The 15694-nt window shown below is 73.0% G+C and carries 12 protein-coding genes and 1 pseudogene; 8 read left to right on the plus strand and 5 right to left on the minus strand.

Annotation, left to right across the window (positions count from 1 at the left end; genetic code table 11):
- The first annotated feature begins 79 nt into the window (after positions 1–79).
- The 3 genes and pseudogenes from ACFOX0_RS12450 (at position 80) to ACFOX0_RS12460 (ending at position 2507) form a co-directional block, all read left to right on the plus strand.
- Complete coding sequence (locus ACFOX0_RS12450) at positions 80–1360, plus strand: thymidine phosphorylase (protein ID WP_377544969.1); 1281 nt, start codon at positions 80–82, stop codon at positions 1358–1360.
- 105 nt (positions 1361–1465) lie between these two features.
- A pseudogene (locus ACFOX0_RS12455) lies at positions 1466–1699 on the plus strand (recombinase family protein); the annotation flags it as partial.
- A gap of 181 nt (positions 1700–1880) precedes the next feature.
- Positions 1881–2507: a DUF4272 domain-containing protein gene (locus ACFOX0_RS12460; RefSeq protein ID WP_377545432.1), complete on the plus strand. Its 627-nt coding sequence runs from the start codon at positions 1881–1883 to the stop codon at positions 2505–2507.
- A 110-nt stretch (positions 2508–2617) separates the two neighbouring features.
- On the opposite strand, the gene ACFOX0_RS12465 is transcribed toward ACFOX0_RS12460, so the two are convergent.
- On the minus strand, positions 2618–3613 hold the full coding sequence (locus tag ACFOX0_RS12465) for a putative RNA methyltransferase (protein WP_377544971.1): 996 nt from the start codon (positions 3611–3613) through the stop codon (positions 2618–2620).
- Between the two features lie 226 nt (positions 3614–3839).
- Here ACFOX0_RS12465 and ACFOX0_RS12470 point away from each other — a divergent pair, with 226 nt between their 5' ends.
- A complete protein-coding gene (locus ACFOX0_RS12470; RefSeq protein ID WP_377544973.1) occupies positions 3840–4913 on the plus strand; it encodes an adenosine deaminase in 1074 nt (357 codons plus the stop codon).
- On the opposite strand, the gene ACFOX0_RS12475 is transcribed toward ACFOX0_RS12470, so the two are convergent.
- Complete coding sequence (locus ACFOX0_RS12475) at positions 4882–5313, minus strand: hypothetical protein (RefSeq protein WP_377544975.1); 432 nt, start codon at positions 5311–5313, stop codon at positions 4882–4884. The genes ACFOX0_RS12470 and ACFOX0_RS12475 overlap by 32 nt on opposite strands.
- A 460-nt stretch (positions 5314–5773) precedes the next feature.
- Here ACFOX0_RS12475 and ACFOX0_RS12480 point away from each other — a divergent pair, with 460 nt between their 5' ends.
- The 4 genes from ACFOX0_RS12480 (at position 5774) to ACFOX0_RS12495 (ending at position 10772) form a co-directional block, all read left to right on the plus strand.
- Entirely contained in the window at positions 5774–9301 is a 3528-nt protein-coding gene (locus tag ACFOX0_RS12480; protein WP_377544977.1) for a sensor histidine kinase, read from the plus strand.
- Complete coding sequence (locus tag ACFOX0_RS12485; RefSeq protein WP_377544979.1) at positions 9298–9702, plus strand: roadblock/LC7 domain-containing protein; 405 nt, start codon at positions 9298–9300, stop codon at positions 9700–9702. The genes ACFOX0_RS12480 and ACFOX0_RS12485 overlap by 4 nt, the downstream gene beginning before the upstream one ends.
- 106 nt (positions 9703–9808) lie before the next feature.
- Positions 9809–10183, plus strand: a complete 375-nt coding sequence (locus tag ACFOX0_RS12490) for a DUF742 domain-containing protein (RefSeq protein WP_377545434.1) — start codon at positions 9809–9811, stop codon at positions 10181–10183.
- Position 10184: 1 nt separating this feature from the next.
- On the plus strand, positions 10185–10772 hold the full coding sequence (locus ACFOX0_RS12495) for a GTP-binding protein (RefSeq protein WP_377545436.1): 588 nt from the start codon (positions 10185–10187) through the stop codon (positions 10770–10772).
- A 97-nt stretch (positions 10773–10869) separates the two neighbouring features.
- Here the strand turns inward: ACFOX0_RS12495 and ACFOX0_RS12500 are convergent, their stop codons facing one another.
- The 3 genes from ACFOX0_RS12500 to ACFOX0_RS12510 form a co-directional block, all read right to left on the minus strand.
- Positions 10870–12087 carry an ABC transporter substrate-binding protein gene (locus ACFOX0_RS12500; protein ID WP_377544981.1) on the minus strand — a complete coding sequence of 406 codons (1218 nt, stop codon included), beginning with the start codon at positions 12085–12087 and terminating at the stop codon, positions 10870–10872.
- A 207-nt stretch (positions 12088–12294) separates the two neighbouring features.
- The gene (locus tag ACFOX0_RS12505) at positions 12295–14586 is read right to left on the minus strand and encodes a transposase (RefSeq protein WP_377544983.1); all 2292 of its coding nucleotides are present in this window, start codon (positions 14584–14586) and stop codon (positions 12295–12297) included.
- 37 nt (positions 14587–14623) lie between these two features.
- On the minus strand, positions 14624–15574 hold the full coding sequence (locus tag ACFOX0_RS12510; protein ID WP_377545438.1) for a DNA primase: 951 nt from the start codon (positions 15572–15574) through the stop codon (positions 14624–14626).
- Between the last annotated feature and the right edge of the window lie 120 nt (positions 15575–15694).

The raw sequence follows: 15694 nt of genomic DNA on the forward strand, positions 1-15694 counted from the left end.
GCGGACCGCTCGCCCGGTGGGTGCGCTTCGCGTGACAGCGCCGGTGGTTGTGCAACACACAAAGGAAAAGGAATGTGCGATGAGTGGGTTCGCGGCCGTTGATGTGATCCGGGCCAAGCGGGACGGCGGGGTGTTGTCGGAGGCGCAGATCGACTGGGTGGTCGACGCGTACACCCGGGGGCAGGTGGCCGACGAGCAGATGTCGGCGCTGGCCATGGCGATCCTGCTGCGCGGGATGACCGGCCCGGAGATCGCCCGCTGGACGGCCGCGATGATCGCCAGCGGCGACCGGCTCGACCTCTCCGCGGTGAACCGCCCGACCGCCGACAAGCACTCCACCGGCGGGGTCGGTGACAAGATCACCCTGCCGCTCACCCCGCTGGTCGCGGCGTGCGGCGCGGCCGTGCCGCAGCTGTCCGGCCGGGGACTCGGTCACACCGGCGGCACGCTGGACAAGCTGGAGTCGATTCCGGGCTGGCGGGCGTCGCTGACCAACGACGAGTTCATCGGCCAGCTCCGGGACGTCGGGGCGGTGATCTGCGCGGCCGGCGACCGGTTGGCGCCGGCCGACCGCAAGCTGTACGCACTGCGCGACGTGACCGGCACCGTCGAGGCGATCCCGCTGATCGCCAGCTCCATCATGAGCAAGAAGATCGCCGAGGGCACCGGCGCGCTGGTGCTGGACGTCAAGGTCGGCTCGGGCGCCTTCATGAAGTCCGTCGACGACGCCCGGGAACTGGCCCGCACCATGGTCGACCTGGGCACGGCGCACGGCGTACGGACCGTGGCGCTGCTCACCGACATGTCCACCCCGCTGGGCCGGACCGTCGGCAACGCGGTCGAGGTGACCGAGTCGGTGGAGGTGCTCGCCGGTGGCGGACCCGCCGACGTGGTCGAACTGACCCTGGCCCTGGCCCGGGAGATGCTGACCGCCGCCGGACTGCCGGACGCCGACCCGGAGGCGGCCCTGCGGGACGGCCGGGCGATGGACGCCTGGCGGACGATGATCCGCGCCCAGGGCGGGGACCCGGACGCGCCGGCACCGCGGGCCAACGAGACCGAGCAGGTCCGGGCCGAGTCGGACGGTGTGCTGTCCGGGCTGGACGCGTACCGGATCGGGATCGCCGGCTGGCGGCTCGGCGCGGGGCGGGCGCGCAAGGAGGACCCGGTCTCGGCCGCCGCGGGCGTGGTCCTGCACAAGAAGCCCGGCGACCCGGTACGCGCCGGCGAGGTGCTCTACGAGCTGCGCGCGGACGACCCGGCCCGGATCCCGGCGGCCCGGGAGGAGGCCGCCGCGGCGGTCACCATCTCGGACACCTGGTCCGGCGGTACGCCGCTGATGCTGGAGCGGATTGCCTGAGGCCGGGGGCGGTGACCGGTCCGGACCCTGCCGGCGCGGTGCGGTATGCGGCGCCTGGCGGCAGCGACTATCCTCCGTCGCCATGAAGGGAACCATCCAGCGCCGCGCCGATGGGTGTACGCCCGGGTGTCGTCGGCCGACCAGAGGGCCGATCTGGATCGGCAGGTCGCCCGGGTGACGCCATGGGCGACCAGTCGGAACCTTGCCGTGTCTCGGGTGGTGACCGAGGTCGGCTCGTCGCTGAACGGGCGGCGCAAGAAATCCCTCGGCCTGCTGCGTGACCCGGCCGTGTCGGCCATCGTGGTGGAGCATCGGGACCGGTTCGCCCGGTTCGGCGCGGGCAGGTGGCTGTGAAGCGTGAACCCGGCACGGCACCCGCCGGTCAGACCGGGACCGTCCCACCGCAAGGCGGGACTACCAACTCTGCGCTTACCAGAGCGCACTGAGAGGTAACGGAACGAGGGCCGTGACCGTACTCGCTCCCGACCCCCGGGCCGTCCGGGCCGTCAACGTCGAGCAGATGCGCCGCCTCCGGCTGCCGCTGCCACCGGCCGAGTTCCCGCTGGTCTGGGAGCCGGGTGACGAGGTCGAACTGCGGCCCACCGGCGAGCTGGAGGCCCGTACGGCGATCCTGCACCTGCTGCTCGCCCGCTGCTTCGGGATGCCGCCGCAGGCGGCCATGAGCTGGCTGCTCAGCTCGCACCTGGTGGACCAGGTCACGCCGCCGGAGTCGCAGTTCGTGATGGGTGGACGCGGTGACCACCGGTCCTTCGTCCTGCACCACGACGCGGTGTACGCGCTGGCCTGGGTGCTCGGGTTGACCAAGCACCTGGACCCGGCCACCCCGACCGACGACCGGTTGATGGACCTGTTGCCGAACATCGCGGCCGGGGAGACGTTCGCCCGGTGGCGCTCCCGCACCCTCGCGGCGCCGCGGCCCGCCGGCGACGCCGCCGCCATGCTCGACTTCCACTACTGCCTGGACTGGGGATACCTGGAGGCCGAGCGGACCGGGGCGCCGCTGCCCGGCCTGATCGACGCCAACGCGATCGGCCAGCGCCGCTGGGCGCTGGAGTGGGCGGTGGTCTTCCACGGTCCGTACCACGACCCGCCGCCCGGGTGGGAAGAGGTCGACCTCTCCACCTGACCGCCGGCCCGCCGCGGCGGGCCGGCCGGCGGCCGGACCGAGCGGGCACCGGCACGGTCCGGTCCGGCACGGTCCGGCGTGGCCCGGTCTGGTCCGCCGCGCGGCCCGGTTCAGCCGGTCCGGCGGGCGGGCACCGGACGGTACGCGGTGAGTCGGACCGCCCCGGTCACCGGCACCGGCTCGGGCAGCGCGGCCGTCCGCTCGGCGAGCCGGGCCGGGTCGGTGTGCCAGGCGCTCGGTCCCATCCCCACCAGCGTCCGGACCTCGGCCCGGGTGAGCGTGAGCCGGAACCGGAGTTCGGCCGTGGCTACCGGCTCGAAGAGTCCGGCCAGGCTGCCCGCCACCCGGTCGGACTTGCCCGGGTCGACCCGCAGCAGGTCCAGCGCGGTGACCAACTCGGCCAGGTGGTCGGCGGCCGGGGTGACCACCAGCAGGGTGCCGTCCGGCCGGAGCACCCGGCGGAACTCCGGCCCGTTGCGCGGGGCGAACACGTTCAGCAGCACCGTCACCGACCCGTCGGCCAGCGGCAGCGGCCGCCAGGTGTCGGCCAGCGCCGCGGCGGCCCGCGGATGGCACCGGGCGGCCCGGCGCAGCGCCGGCTTGGACACGTCGACGGCCAGCCCGACCGCGCCCGGCAGCGCGTCCAGCACCGCGGCCACCTGCCGTCCGGTGCCGGCGCCCGCGTCCACCACCAGCGGCGGTTCCACGCCGCTGGGTTCACTCCCGACGCGCCCGCCGCTTCCGACCGCGTCGGCGGGGGCGACCGCGTCGGCCGGGGCGACCGCGTCGGCCGGGGCGACCGCGTCGGCCGGGGCGACCGCGTCGGCGGGGGCGACCGCGTCGGCCGGGGCGGCCGTGCGGGCCGCGTCGGCCAGGGCGGCCAGGATCGGGTCGTAGTGCCCGGCGGCGAGGAAGTCCTCCCGGGCGGCGACCATCTCGACGGTGTCCCCGACGTGCGGCGCCCGGCCGGTGAGCAGGTTGACGTAGCCCTGCCGGGCGACGTCGAAGCTGTGCCCGGCCGGGCAGCGCACCGGGCCACCGGCCGCCCGGGTCACCGGCTTCCGGCAGATCGGGCAGCGCAGCCGGGTCAGCACGTCGGCCCGCACGTCACGCCTCCCGGCGGCGCACCCCGGCGGACGGCCCGCCCGGCCCGCGTACCGTCGGTCGCATCACGCCGGCCATTCTCCCAGCACCGCGCCGCCGGGTCCGCGGGCGTACGCCCCGCCGGGGCGCCGGTGGTCGCGCACACCGCCGGCCGGCCCGGCCGACGACCCGGGTCACGTCTCCACCGACCGGCGGCGACCTGCGCGGACCCTGGCCTAGGGTCTGTCCATGGCAATCGGATACGAAGACATCGTCAAGGCACCGAAGGCGTTGTTGCACGACCACCTCGACGGTGGGCTGCGGCCCGCGACGATCGTCGAACTGGCGGCCGCGGTGGACCACCCGCTGCCCAGCAACGATCCCGACGAGCTCGGCCGCTGGTTCGTGGCCGCCGCGAACTCCGGTTCGCTGGAGCGGTACCTGGAGACGTTCGCGCACACGGTCGCGGTGATGCAGACCGCCGACGCGCTGCGCCGGGTGGCCGCCGAGTGCGCCTGGGACCTGGCGGTCGACGGCGTGGTCTACGCCGAGGTCCGGTTCGCCCCGGAGCAGCACCTGGACCGGGGGCTGACCCTGGACGAGGTGGTCGAGGCGGTGCTGGCCGGCTTCGCCGAGGGCACCGGGCGGGCCGCGGACGCCGGCCGGTCGATCCGGATCGGCACCCTGCTCACCGCGATGCGACACGCCGCCCGCTCGCAGGAGATCGCCGAGCTGTCCGTCCGGCACCGGGACCGCGGGGTGGTCGGCTTCGACATCGCCGGCGCCGAGGCGGGCTTCCCGCCCACCCGGCACCTGGACGCCTTCGAGTACCTCCAGCGGGAGAACTTCCACTTCACCATCCATGCCGGCGAGGCGTTCGGGCTGCCGTCGATCTGGCAGGCGATCCAGTGGTGCGGCGCCGACCGGCTCGGGCACGGGGTGCGGATCGTGGACGACATCACGGCCGGCGACAAGCCGGTCCTCGGCCGGCTGGCCGCGTACGTCCGGGACAAGCGCATCCCGTTGGAGTTGTGCCCGTCGTCGAACGTGCAGACCGGCGCGGCGTCGTCGATCGCGGAGCATCCGATCGGCCTGCTGCGCGATCTGCGGTTCCGGGTGACGGTCAACACCGACAACCGGTTGATGAGCGGAACCAGCATGTCCCGGGAGATGGCCCTGCTGGTGGAGGCGTTCGGCTACGGCTGGGCCGAGCTGCAGTGGTTCACGGTCAACGCGATGAAGAGCGCCTTCATCCCGTTCGACGAGCGGTTGGCCATCATCGACGAGGTGATCAAACCGGCGTACGCGAAGCTCCGCTCCTGAGGCGGTCCCGCCGCTGCCGGACCGGTCCCGGAGCCGGGGGCACCGACCGGCGGCGCGTGGCGCCCACCGGCGCGTCCGGGCCGGCGGCCAGCGCGGTGACCTGGCGGATCACCGCCGCGGCCCGCGCCGGTCGGCAGCCGAGGCCGGCCTGCCGGCGCAGGATCGCCGGCTCGGCGCGCAGCAGCGCGACGCCGCGCCGCAGCAGCAGTCCGGGTGACTTGCGGCGCTCGGCGAGGTCGCGCAGCAGCCGGCGGAGGAAGGTCGCCGACCGGGGGCGACGCAGCACGTACGCCTCGGCGACCAGGCCGAGGCGGCGGCACTCCGGGACGATCTCGGCCGCGAAAATCCCTTCGGCGATGAAAAGTGGCGATCCGGTCAGATCAAGTAGCCGGCTGTCCACCCTTCGGTCCGCGCCGATCGCATAAACCGGCACTTCGGCCTTGCCCTCCTGGGCCAATCGGGTAATCGTCTGGACCGCTGCGGCGGCATTCCAGGCGTGCGGGGACTCCCAGTCGATCACTCCCGCGCGCCTCGGCAGCGTAGGGTCGTCACCATCCTTGTAGAAATCGTCCAGACAGAGTACCGGGAGTCCGGTTCGTCTAGCTATATAGGACTTTCCGGACCCTGAAGGGCCGGCGAGCAAAACCACTCGGGAGGGTACAGCCATCACTGTCGGTGACTCCAAGGAAGCATGTCGCAATCAAATCCCACGGATATCCCATCACACTCTCGGCGACGAACAACCTGGGCTTTCCTCTTTAGTGACGGCGTGATGGAATCTCGGGGGTCCGACCCGTCCGGGTCGGTCGCTCAGCGGTGCCCTGTGCAGTCGATCGGGTACCGATACAGGAGGCGGTGACGTGAGCGAACGGCCGAAGGCGGGGAAAAATACTTTCCTGTCGCGTCTCCGGCGACCGTTTGGCCGGCTTCGCGACATGCCGATCTGGTCGAAGCTGGGTCTCATCATGATCGTGCCGACCATCGCCACGATCGTGGTGGGCACGACCGGTCTCGTCGGACATCTGCAGTCGCTGAACACGGCCAACCGGGCGCTGGCCCTGGCCAACCTCAGCAGGGCGTCCGGCGACCTGGTGCAGAACCTGCAGGACGAACGGGCGCTGGCCGTGCTGCTGCTCGGCGTGGATCCGAACGATCCCAAAAAGGCGGCGCAGAAGAAGCAGCTGCTCGCCACCAAGGAGCGGTACCGCGAGGCGTACGCCAAGCTCCACGACGTGGTCGACCGGTCCAAGGCCCCGTACTCGCAGCAGCGCAACGAGCTCACCGATCTGCCGCTGACGTTCACCGACCAGCTCCAGCGGATCGACCAGGGCCTGGCCGACCTGCCGGCCACCCGTAGCCAGGTGGACAACGGCAGGTTCCTGCTCACCGCGGCCAGCCAGACCTACGAGGGGCTGATCGCCAACATCCTGGACATGCGGGACTCGGCGGCCCAGCTGGCCGGTGACGCCTCGCTCAGCGAGCGGATGCGTGCCGCGACCACCATCTCGCGGGCCAAGGAATTCATGTCGCAGCGCCGGGTGGTGGTGCACCGCGCACTGATCAACAACCGGCTCTCGCCCGTGCTGCGCACCGACTACATCGCGACCGACCAGGGCGAGAAGCAGGCGTTGCAGAGCTTCGACTCCGTCGCCACCCGGGAGGAGTCCGAGTTCCGGGACCGGACCGTGTCCGGCCCCGACCAGCGCGTCGCCGGCCAGTTCAGCAGCTGGGTGTCCTCCCGCGGCATCGACGAGAGCATGACCCTCGCCCCGTTCACCGCGGACGAGTGGGACAACGCCATGGTCGGCAACGCCAAGCTGCTCCGTACGGTGGAGGCGCAGCTCGACACGAACGTGGTGAAGCAGGCCACCGGCGTCCGCGACCAGGTCCAGCAGGCGGTCTTCCTGGAGACCGGTCTGCTGCTCAGCATGCTGCTGCTGGCCATCCTGTTCGCCTACCTGGTCGCCCGCTCGATGGCCCGGTCGCTGCGCGAACTGAAGCACGGCGCGCTCGCCATCGCCCAGTACGGCCTGCCGCACGCGGTGTCCCGCCTGCGTGATCCCCAGCTGTCCGCGCAGATGTCGCCGGTGCAGCTGGCCAACCAGATCGCCGAGCCGCTGCCGGTCCGCAGCAAGGACGAGTTCGGTCAGGTGACCGAGGCGTTCAACGCGGTCCACCTGGAAGCGGTCCGGACCGCCGCCGAGCAGGCCGCGCTGCGTGCCTCGGTCGCGACGATGTTCGTCAACCTGGCCCGCCGGTCGCAGATCCTGGTCGACCGCCTGATCGGTCATCTCGACCGGTTGGAACGCGGCGAGGAGGACCCGGACCGGCTGGCCGAACTCTTCCAGCTCGACCACCTCGCCACCCGGATGCGGCGTAACGACGAGAACCTCCTGGTGCTCGCCGGTGCCGACTCCACCCGGGTGCAGCGCGAGCCGGCCGCGCTGATCGACGTGCTCCGCGCCGCCCAGTCCGAGGTCGAGCACTACACCCGGATCGAGTTCGGCGTCATCGACCGGGACATCGAGGTCGCCGCGCACGCGGTCAACGACCTGGTGCACCTCGTCGCCGAGCTGTTCGACAACGCGACCGCCTTCTCGCCGCCCGACTCGCAGGTCATGGTCGAGGCGCGTCGGGTCGGCGACCGGGCCTCGCTCTACGTGGAGGACCGGGGCATCGGCATCACCGCCGACCAGCTCCACGAACTCAACGAGAAGCTGGCGACGCCGCCACAGGTGGACGTGGCCGTCTCCCGGATGATGGGTCTGGTCGTGGTGGCCCGGCTGGCGTCCCGGCACGGGGTCAAGGTCGAACTGCGGCCGGGCACCGACCGGGGGACCGTGGCCGACGTCACCCTGCCGACCTCGGTGCTGGTGCCCCGGGCACTGTCCGGCCGGGTGCAGCAGGCGCCCGCCGCCGTCGACGCTCCGGCCCAGGGTTCACTGCCGTCCGCCGGCGGGTTCGCCGCCCCGCTGGCGCTGGGCAGCGGACCGGCCATCCCGAGCCAGCGGTCCGGGTCCCGGGACACCGCGCCGCCGGTGTCGACCGGTGGTGGGTTCGGCTTCCCGCCGGCCAACGGGACTCCCGCGGGGGCACCGGCCGCGCCCGGCCGGGGCATGCCGGCCTGGTCCGATTTGACCGGGGCGTCGCTCGGCCCGAACGGATCGACCAACGCTCCGTCCCGCTCGAACCTCGCCCCGCCGGCCAACGGCACCGGCAGCGGCAACGTCGAGCCGTTGCCGCAGCGGCGCGGCGCCGACCAGTGGGCGGTCGAGGGCGAGATCGCCGACAACCGCCCGGCGGCTCAGCTTCCGCGGCAGGACCAGCCCGGCCCGGAGCCGCGGTCCAACGGCTTCGGGGTCAACCGACCCGCCCAGCCGCCGGCCCTGCCGTCCCGGACACCCCGTCCGGCGCCGACGAGTCCCGCCCCGACGTCGGCACCTCCGATGACCGCGGGCCCGGCATCGGCGCCGCCGTCGACGCAACGACCCGCCGGTGCGCCGCCGGCCTGGCCGCCGGTGGCACCGAGCGAGCGGGAGCCCGTCGGTACACCGACCGCGCAGCAGCAGGCTGCGGCGTCCGGCGCCGACCTCACCACCGAGCTTCCCCGGATCCCGCAGGACGCGGGCCGGCCGGCTCCGGCCGCGCAGCCGGGGGCCAGCCGACCGGTCCCGGCGGCGGACAACGGGCAGCGGTTCGCCGACGAGACGATGGAACTGCCGATCTTCCGGGAACTCGAGTCGGCGTGGTTCCGTACCCGTCGCTCCACCTCGGAGGAGAGCGCCGGTAACGGAAAGACCTCGGCCGCCCCGGCGTCGACCCCGACCCCGACCCCGACCCCGGCGCCGGCGTCGGTCGCGGCACGGCCGGCCGCGTCCACGATGCCCACCTCGGCCGAGCGGTTCGTGACGGCCCGCGCCGGACAGGGAACGACGGGCGGCGCCACCATGGCGAACGCGCCGACGTCCGGCAGTCCGGTCCGGGACACTGGACAGGCCGCCCCCAGCGGCGGGGTGCCGACCGGTGGCCGGACCGGGCCGACCACGTCGGACGGCTGGCAGACCGCCGCCGACGCGGGTTGGCGGGCCGCCAGCGCCGCGCGGGAGACGTCCGTGAGCAGCGGTACCACGCCCACCGGTCTGCCGAAGCGGACGCCCATGGCACAGTTGGTACCGGGCGGTGTGGAGAAGCCGACAACCTCCGTCCAGCGCCGTACGCCGGAGTCGGTACGCGGGCTGCTGTCCGCCTACCACCGGGGCGTGCAGCGTGGCCGTACTCATCCCACCGACGACTCGGCCCGGTCGGAGGACACTTCGGCAGGGCAGCAATCCTCGCAGGCTGGCTTGGGCCCCGCGGCCAGAAGCGGGCAGAAGGAGCATGAAGGATGACAACTACGCAGGATCTCGGTTGGCTTCTCGCCAACTTCGCCGACCGAGTGCCGGGGGTCGCCCACGCGATCGCCGTCTCCGCGGACGGCCTGCTCCTGGCGTCCTCACGGGACCTGCCGCGGGACCGGGCCGACCAGCTCGCCGCGATCGCCTCCGGCCTGGTCAGCCTGACCCAGGGGGCGGCCCGGTGTTTTGAGGGCGGGGCGGTGTTGCAAACCGTCGTGGAGATGGACAATGGTTTCTTGTTCCTGATGTCCATCTCGGACGGGTCATCGTTCGCGGTGCTCGCCGCCCGGTCCTGCGACGTGGGACAGGTCGGATACGAGATGGCGCTGCTGGTCGACCGGGTAGGTGACGCGCTGACGCCGTCGCCACGCGCCGCCGCCGGCGTGCTGGGCTGATCGGGACCGGGCTGGCCGCCAGTCAGCCGGTGGCACGACAACGAGATAACGACAAGTTCCACCGGAGCAGGCCTCCGGCGAGTACCGAAGGGGGTGAATGGCGATGATGCCCGAACGCGACGAGCCGACTGGCGCGTTGGTCAGGCCTTACGCCGTTACCCGCGGACGTACCCGACCTCGGCTCGAAATCGCTCTGGAGGCGCTCGTCGAGACGACGGTGCGCGGTCGATCCGCCAGCAACGGAAATGGCGGAGGCCGGGAGCACCAGTACATCGCTGCGCTGTGTGACGGTCGGCACCAATCGCTTGCCGAGATCGCGGCGCGGATGCAGTTGCCGCTCGGGGTGGCCCGGGTCCTCATCGCCGACATGGCCGCAGACGGCCTGGTGGCGGTGTACGAACCGGCTTCCTTGGACGACTCTAACGACGCGGTGGGCACTGAACTGCTGGAGAGGGTGCTGAGTGGACTTCGCAGGCTCTGACATGTCGCACCGCCCAATGGCGGGGCGCGTGACATCGGCGAAGATTGTCATCGCCGGTGGGTTCGGCGTTGGCAAGACAACGCTGGTCGGCTCGGTCTCGGAGATCACGCCGCTGACCACCGAGGCAATCATGACGTCGGCGGGCGTGGGTGTCGACGACACACGCCAGGTACCGGGCAAGACGACCACGACGGTCGCCATGGACTTCGGTCGTATCTCGATCGACCGAGATCTGATCCTCTACCTGTTCGGCACTCCGGGCCAGACGCGGTTCTGGTTCATGTGGGACGAACTGGTGCGAGGGGCGATCGGTGCGGTCGTTCTGGTCGACACGCGTCGGTTGGCCGACTGCTTCGCGGCCATCGACTTCTTTGAGCATCGACGACTGCCGTACCTCGTGGCGATCAACTGCTTCGACGGTATGCAGTACCACGATCCGCAGGACGTGCGGGACGCGCTGGCCATCTCCAGCGACGTACCGGTCGTCGCCTGTGACGCACGAAACCGCGAGTCGACCAAACACGTGTTGATCTCGCTGGTCGAGTACGTCCTGACGATGCGCCGCTCGCGCGCCGTCGCTCCGGCCTGACGGGTACCGAGGCAACCGCCCGACGGGGAGAACCCCGATGGGCGGTTCGTCGTGCCCGGATAACCGTGGTGGCCGGACGAAAGACAGGCGGGACGGGTCAGGAGATCCGCGTCCAGGCTCCCTGGCTCACCACGAAGACGGCCAGCGAGTCCGCCTCCATGCCACCGTGCCGGCTGGGTGAGAAGGCGTACCACCCGGCCATCCCCTCCACCACCTGGGTCTCCAGGAAGGCCCGGATCCGGCCGCGGTCCAGGCTGTCGGCCAGCCGGGCGGCGGCCGCGACGAGTTCCAGGGCATCGGCCGCGTACGGCGCGAACCCGTGGTACTCGCCGTACTCCTGCAGGTACCGGTACATGAAGTCGCGACGGGCCAGGGCCGATCCGGCGATGCTGGTGAGCGTGGAGCCGTTCAGCGACATCGGGTGCACCGCGTAGGCACCCTCCACAGCGGACGCCTCGGTGCCCCGCAGCGTCTGCTCGGCGACCGCGCCGCTGTCGAAGAGGATCGCCCCCCGGTAGCCGGACCTGCGCAGCTCCTTCGCCGCCGCGCCGGAGTCCGGTGCGGTCGCCCACACCAGCACCGCGTCCGGCCGACCGGTCGCCACCCGGCGGACCGCCGCCCGGAAGTCCGACCCGGTCGCCGGCAACCGGCCGGTACGGTCCAGGCGCACGCCGGCAGCCTTCAGCGCGGTCGGCAGGGCCTCCGCGCCGGCGTCACCGTGGCTGCCCTGGGCGGCCAGCACCGCCACCCGGCGCAGCTTCTGTGCGGCCACGGCCTCGGCGAGGCGGCGGGCCACGTCGGCGTCGTCCGGGGTGAGCTTGAAGACGTACCCCTCGTCGTCCGGCGACCCGGTGACCGCGGCGCCGGGGGCGAGGGACAGGAACGGGATCTTCCGCTTCCGAGCCACCCCCTCCAAGGCGAGCGCGGTCTCGGGCAGGGTGCCTCCGACCAGGGCCTGGATGCCCTCGTCCCCGGCGAGTTCACCGGCCTGCCGGGCGGCCAGCGTGGGATCGCTCTGGTTGTCCCGCAGTTCCAGCCGGACCGGCCGGCGGGTACGGCCCACCGGCACACCGTCGACGTCGAGCTTCGCCGCGAGGATCCGCAGCGCGTGTTCCTGCTGGGTGCCGAGCGCCGAACCCTGGCCGGTCAGTTCCAGGCTCGCACCGATGACCAGGGCCTGCCCGGTCGGAGCGGGCTCGTCCCCCGGTGCCCGAGTCCCGGCGCAGCCGGTCACCGACGCGACGAGCGCGACCACCGTCGCGGCGAGTGCGCTCCGGCGGGGTGCGGAGTAGTGGTCGCTCACCGGTGCCGTCATCGTGTTGTCGCCCTCCGCGTCCGCGGCGGGCTCCGTCGCCCGCTGCCCGCGGGTATGCTTCCGGCCGCCGTGTTCCGCCGTCAAACTGACCGGGTGTGGGCATGAACACGCAGCTCACAGGGGCGAAAAGTGCTGTCCGTCCGGTCAGGACGGACAGCACTTCCGAGGAGTGGAACCCGCCGGCCGGGACCGGAACCGACCGGATGGTCAGGAGCGGAAGCCCGCCGATCGGTAGGCGAAGTCCCGCTCCTCGCGCTCGTCGGCGTCCCGGCTGAAGTCCCAGCCACCGGCGGCCTCCCGGCCGGGCCGTCCACCGACGGCGTAGCCACCGATCTCCTGGCCCCGACGCCAGCCACGGAAGTATCCGGTCGTGTTCTCGGCCAGGCTGGCGGCGTTCCGGACGATCCGCAGCGGACGTTCGTCCCGCAACGGCGAACCGGGCACCAGGTTGGCCTGCGGTACGCGCTTGGGCAGCCCGGCGGAGGTCTGGTCGCCGACCGACGGCTTGGCGGCCTGTTCCGCCGCCCGCCAGCCGGTGTCGGCGGTGGACGACCACTCGACCTCGGCCTCCTCCGGGTGCCCGGTGAACCAGGCGGACCGCACGGCGCCGAAGATGAGCAGGTCCCCGTCACCCTCCTCGTCGGACACCGGCGGGGCCGATGTGCGTTCGACCGGCGCCGGCCGGGTCGCCGGCAGCATCGTCGTGCGCTCGGTCCCGTTCGTCTCGACCAGGCGCAGCGGGGGCGCCTCCAACTCGCTCGGCGTGGACCGGCTCTCCCGCAGCGCCCGGTCCGCCAGCGGCGGTGGCTCGACCAGTCGGAGCATGGGTGGCTCCGGCGGCAGGTCGTCGGCCAGCCACGGCGGGGTCACCCGCAGCTCGCCGGTGCCGTTCAGGTCACCGGTGCGTTCCCCCCGGTCGCCGGCCGGTCGGTCGGCACGCGGGTAGGTACGGGCCTGGTCGTCCGACCGGCCGTCCGAGGCGTTGACCAGTGGCCAGTTCGCCCGCGATCCGGGCGGGGCGGCCTCGGCGGTCGGCCGGGTGGCGGGCATCGGCAGGCTGAAGTCCGTCGCGCTGTAGCCCTCGGTGCGTTCCGGCTCCTCGGCCCGGGGCTTGGCCAGCGGCACGATCGGGGTGGGCCGTTGCCGTTGGCGTTCGGCCCGGGCGCTGTTGATCGCCGCGGTGGTCAGCGTCGGCCGGAACGGCTCGCCGGCCTCGGCCGGCGGGACCGTACGGCGCTGGCTCGGCGGGATCGGCGTGATACCCGGCGGCGGGGGCGGCGGCGCGGAGATCGGACGGTTGGCCGGGTCGGTCCGGTACGCCGGTGGCGGTGCCGAGACCGGGGTCGCGGACGCGGCCGGAGCGACCGGTCGTGGCGCCCGGGGCGGCGGTGCGACGGGGGCCGGGGCGACCGGCGGTGGCATCGTGGGTTGTGGCCGGGCCGGCATGACGGTGTCCGGCTCCGGCTGCCGGCGCCGACCGACGGCCGGCGCGGGCTCGCGGCGCGGCTGACGGATCGCCGTCGCGGCCGGGTCGTCGACCTCCGGTGCGCGGCGGGCCGGACGTCGGGTGGCGACCTGGGACGGGCTGACCATCCGGGCCGCCAGCGTGGCGACCAGCGCCTCGCAACCGGAGTCGCAGGCCCGCACCGCGGCGACCGCCTGCCGTACCGTCTCGGCGACGGTGGCGGTGAGCGCCTTGTCGATCGCGGCGGGGCGGCGCGGCGTCTCGGCGATGGCGACCCGGAGCGCGGTGACCGCCTCGGTGACGGTGTCGACGTCCGCCACCCCGTCCGCGGCGAGGTGGGCGGCGACCGCGTCGGTGGCGACCGAGGCGTCCCGGCCGCGCCCGGCCGAGCTGCCGAGCATGCCCGGCTCGGGCAGGGCCTCCAGCACCGCCAAGGCCACCGGTTCGGCCGGGTCCGGGTACGCGCGCAACGCGGCCGGGTAGAGCTCGCGAAGCACCTCGCGCAGGGCGACCGCGGCCGAGTGTCGCCCGTTGGCCAGCGCCGCGTGTGCGGCGAGGACGGGCTGGTAACCGGCGAGTTCCCGGGGTGCGGGCAGGGTGATCGCGGAGAGCGCCCCTGCCTGCAACGCCCGGGCGAGTCCGACGGCGCGCCGTTCGGCCGGTGGGGACTGCATCTCGTCCAGCGACTCGTCGTCGGCGAATCGTTCGGCGAAGTCGTCGGCCGAGTCGTCGTCGGCGAGGGCCAACGGGCGTCCGCCCGCGCTCAGCAGCGAGACCACCGCGTGGTCGTCGCTGTCGGCGGCGATCGCCGCGGCGCTCAGGCCGCTCGACCGCTCCGCGAGCAGCGTGCCCAGCCGGGCGTAGCCCGCCGGATCGTCGCTGATCTCGCAGACGTGCAGCAGCCGACCGGCGTCGTCGACGACCGCGGAGGTCAGCGACGTGCCACCCTCAGCCGGTCGTACGGCTGGGTCCGCCGAAGCCAGACCGCAGTACACCCGAACGAGCGCCACAGCGTCGTCCTCCTCCCCGGACACATGTCGTGCGCCAAAGACTGATGCTGCCCGGTACGGGTCAGTCGCGCCAGTCCGCGGCGGCAGAGATCTTGCCGATAATCGTGCGCCAACCGAGACTTGCCGTTTGTGCCCCGATTTTCTTGAGGCGTCGACGTCCCATGAACCCACCGATGCCGCCACCCTCGGCGGCACGCAGGGCCTCGTCCAGGTCGTCCAGGCTGGACCCGGAGGAGAGCATGTCCAGCACGGCCGGCAGCCGGAGGGCGTACGCGAGGTCACGGGCGACCTCGCCGGCCCGGATCAGGAGTGTCGAATCCCACGTGTCGTGTCCGCCACGGAGGTTCTCCACGACCAGGTCGAGTTCGTAGGAGTCCTCGTCCAGCGGCGCGACGTCGGCCGGGCGGATCCGCTCGACCAGCTCGCCCCAGGTGTCGAGCTGGCGCAGGTCGTTGGGGGCGTCGGACCGGACGAACTCGACGAGCGACCCGGGGGTCTTGAACAGCAGCAGCTTGCCGCGGTGGCTGAGGAAGACCGGCACCTCCTCGGGCGCGGGCTCCTCCTCGACGTCCGCCTCCTCCTCGTCGGCCTCGTCGTCGGTGGCCTCGTCGTCCACCTCGGTCCCGGCGTCGATCGCCTCGTCGTCGGTGGCCTCGTCGTCCCGCCGCCGCTTGCGACCCGACCCGACCTCGCGTTCGGTGTCCTCGGCCGCGAACTGTTCGGCCAGGTCCTCGTCGAGGATCACCACGGTCTCGGCGTCCTCGGCCAACACCGGCTGCCGCCGGGAGAACGGGTCGTCCGGGTCGCGGTCGCTGATGTCGGTCGGCGTCAGCTCGTTGGACATCCGGTAGGCGCGCAGGGTGAAGCCGCTGCCGGCCGGCAGCGCGATCTCGACCGGGTCGATCCGGACCTTCTCCCACAGCGACCGGTCGGCGGTGTCGTCCGTGGACCCGGCGGTCGCCGACTCGGTGGCGTCGTCGACCGGGTCCGAGTCGTCGGCCGTGACGTCGATCGGCTCGACCGGCTCGGTGTCCGAGGTGCCGGACCCGACGGCGGACCCCGTGACGGGGTCTGGAGTCTGGTCGAGCTCGCTCTCGGGCTCGTCGGCTTCGGGCCGGTGGGACGGCTGACG

The organism is Micromonospora zhanjiangensis (assembly GCF_042650605.1).
GTDB classification, from domain to species: domain Bacteria; phylum Actinomycetota; class Actinomycetes; order Mycobacteriales; family Micromonosporaceae; genus Micromonospora_J; species Micromonospora_J zhanjiangensis.